Below are 2,316 nucleotides of genomic sequence, written 5' to 3'. Positions count from 1 at the left end.
ACTGTGGTCGCCACCTTTAAGCGGCGGATTGGGCGTGAAACTCCATGTTCCATCATCACCGACAACAGTCTCGCCAATCGGCGTTTTCCCGTCATTGTCATAAATCTTGACAACTTCGCCCTTTTTACCCTTGCCTGATAAAGTCGGCGTGTCATCATCTGTCGTCGAACCCGAAGTGATTTCACCCTGCTTTTCGCCAACATTATCCATCCCCTTCGGCGCATCCGGCGTATCCGGCGCTGTCGTATCGCGTTCCAGCCAATGCGAGCCCGATGCATCGGTCGGAGCACCTTTACTGTCTACGGCACTTGCTTTGAAACTATATTCCCCGTCCTTCAAAGGCGGATTAAGATGCGACAAATCTCCTGTATTGACCGACCATGACCCGTCTTTCGAAACGTCAGCCGTCCATTCCAATGGCTCGCCTTTGAAATTCTTGACCGGATTGCCATCCTTGTCATAAAGCCTCAGCGTTACTTTTCCTGAAGATGGCCCGCCACCTGTCACAAAGAAGCTGTTGGAATTCGTCGGGTAACCGGATTCATGATAATGCCCCTGATCATCCTGTACCTGCTGGATAGACGGCGGCCCCGCACGGTTCAAATCAACCCAGAAATCATAATCATCAGGATTTGACTGTTCACCAACCGTGCCGAATTTGTTGACAATGGCTGCACTTAAACGATGGTCGCCTTGCAACCATTCCTGACTATATTCCCAACTCCCGTCACCATTGACTTTGGCTTCGCCAATCTTCTTGCCATTGTCATAAATATTAATGTGATCGACCTTTGTAACATCATAACCACTCGGAATCTTGCCTTTGAATACCGCATGGTTATCGTCTGTCACTTTCTTATGGTCGCTGTCGCGTTGTGCCCAGTCTTTGTAAGAGCCGGTAACCGATCCGACATTATCAATCACATCAAGATTTTCGTTGCCAATCGCAGGAGGAAGTGTCTGGTCAAAAGCAAAATTGCCGTTAATATGATCGCTTTCATTGCCAACTTTGTTCTTGGCGTAAACCTCGTAATTATAATTGCCTTTGGTAAGCTTATAAGCTTGAGGCAAGCGGAAGGCGAAGGTGCCATCATCATGGATGACTTTTTCTCCAGCCCCTCTTTGAGGCCCCGCTTCATTTAATGTATTGCGATCAATGACAAATTCATGACCATTGAGTTTAATGATGATATGGGTAACATCTTTGCCGATACGTCCACAAAATACCGGTGTATCATCATCAGTCGTGCCACCCGTTAACGGCAATGGTCCGGTCACTTCCGGATGATTGTCTTCAACACGAAAATCTTCAATGCCATACGGCCTGCTCGAGTCAATATTGACATTGAAATCGGTTCCCGCACTTTCATTACCAGCAGCATCAGTCAATGTCGTGGTGAGTTTATGGTGACCTTCACTTAAAGCTTTGCTCGTTTCAACCGACCAGTTGCCATCTTTATCGACAGTCCCCTGCCCCACAAGCGTTTTATTGCCTTTGTCGTCGGTATCATAAATCTTGACCGTGCTTCCAGGCTCCCCTTTACCTGTCAAAGTCGGGGTTTTGTCATTGGTATAATCACCATCTTTCAACGTCCCGTCTGAACCCACCGGATCAGGAGAAACATTATCAACCCCGTGAGAAACACTAGGTGCATCCGGTGCTTTCGTATCAACATTGAAATCGTATTTCGATTCCGCACTCACATTGCCATTCGCGTCAATCTGAGTGACTTTGGCCGTATATTTGCCGTCACTCAACTTCGGCAACTCGTAACTCCACGTGCCGTCCGAATTGACCTTTGTGGTCATGTCGGGATAACCGTCAAGGTGTATTTTGATTGTATTGCCCGGAATTCCCTTACCCGACAACAGTGGCGTTGTATCATTCAGATAACCGCCATTCCTGACCGCAAGCAAATTTTTCGGGTCATTATTGTTTACAACAAAATAGGTCGGTGCCGCCGGCGGCGTTTTATCAACAACCGGCTCGTCATGGTCATCATCATCATCACTTGACACTGCAGCAGCAATGCCGCCAGCTCCGGCAGCCGCCCCTAAAATCCCCAATAGAACATTATGCGAAAAGCCGCTCTTGTCTTTTATTTCTTCATATAAAACATTGGTATCAAGAATGCCGTCGCCATTATCGGTGAGCGCCTGACTGAAGTCGGTGAGCCATGTCGTGCCATCATCAATGAAAATCAAATTGCAAATCGGATGTCCCGCACTGAAAAAGTTGTTGATGCGGACAGTCTTCCCGTCTGCAAAATCAATAACCAGATCATTACCGGCACGGCTATAATTGGTGATGCTTTC

General features: G+C 47.5%; 1 protein-coding gene. It reads right to left on the bottom strand.

Annotation, left to right across the window (positions count from 1 at the left end):
• Window positions 1–2,316, bottom strand: a 2,316-nt coding sequence (locus PEB0122_RS11525; RefSeq protein ID WP_225867858.1) for an Ig-like domain-containing protein, incomplete at both ends; no start/stop codon positions are given.

The organism is Ditibartonella apis (assembly GCF_001952075.1).
GTDB classification, from domain to species: domain Bacteria; phylum Pseudomonadota; class Alphaproteobacteria; order Rhizobiales; family Rhizobiaceae; genus Bartonella; species Bartonella apis.
The sequence above is the reverse complement of the archived record's forward strand: the minus strand, read 5'-3'. Positions and strand labels throughout refer to the sequence as shown.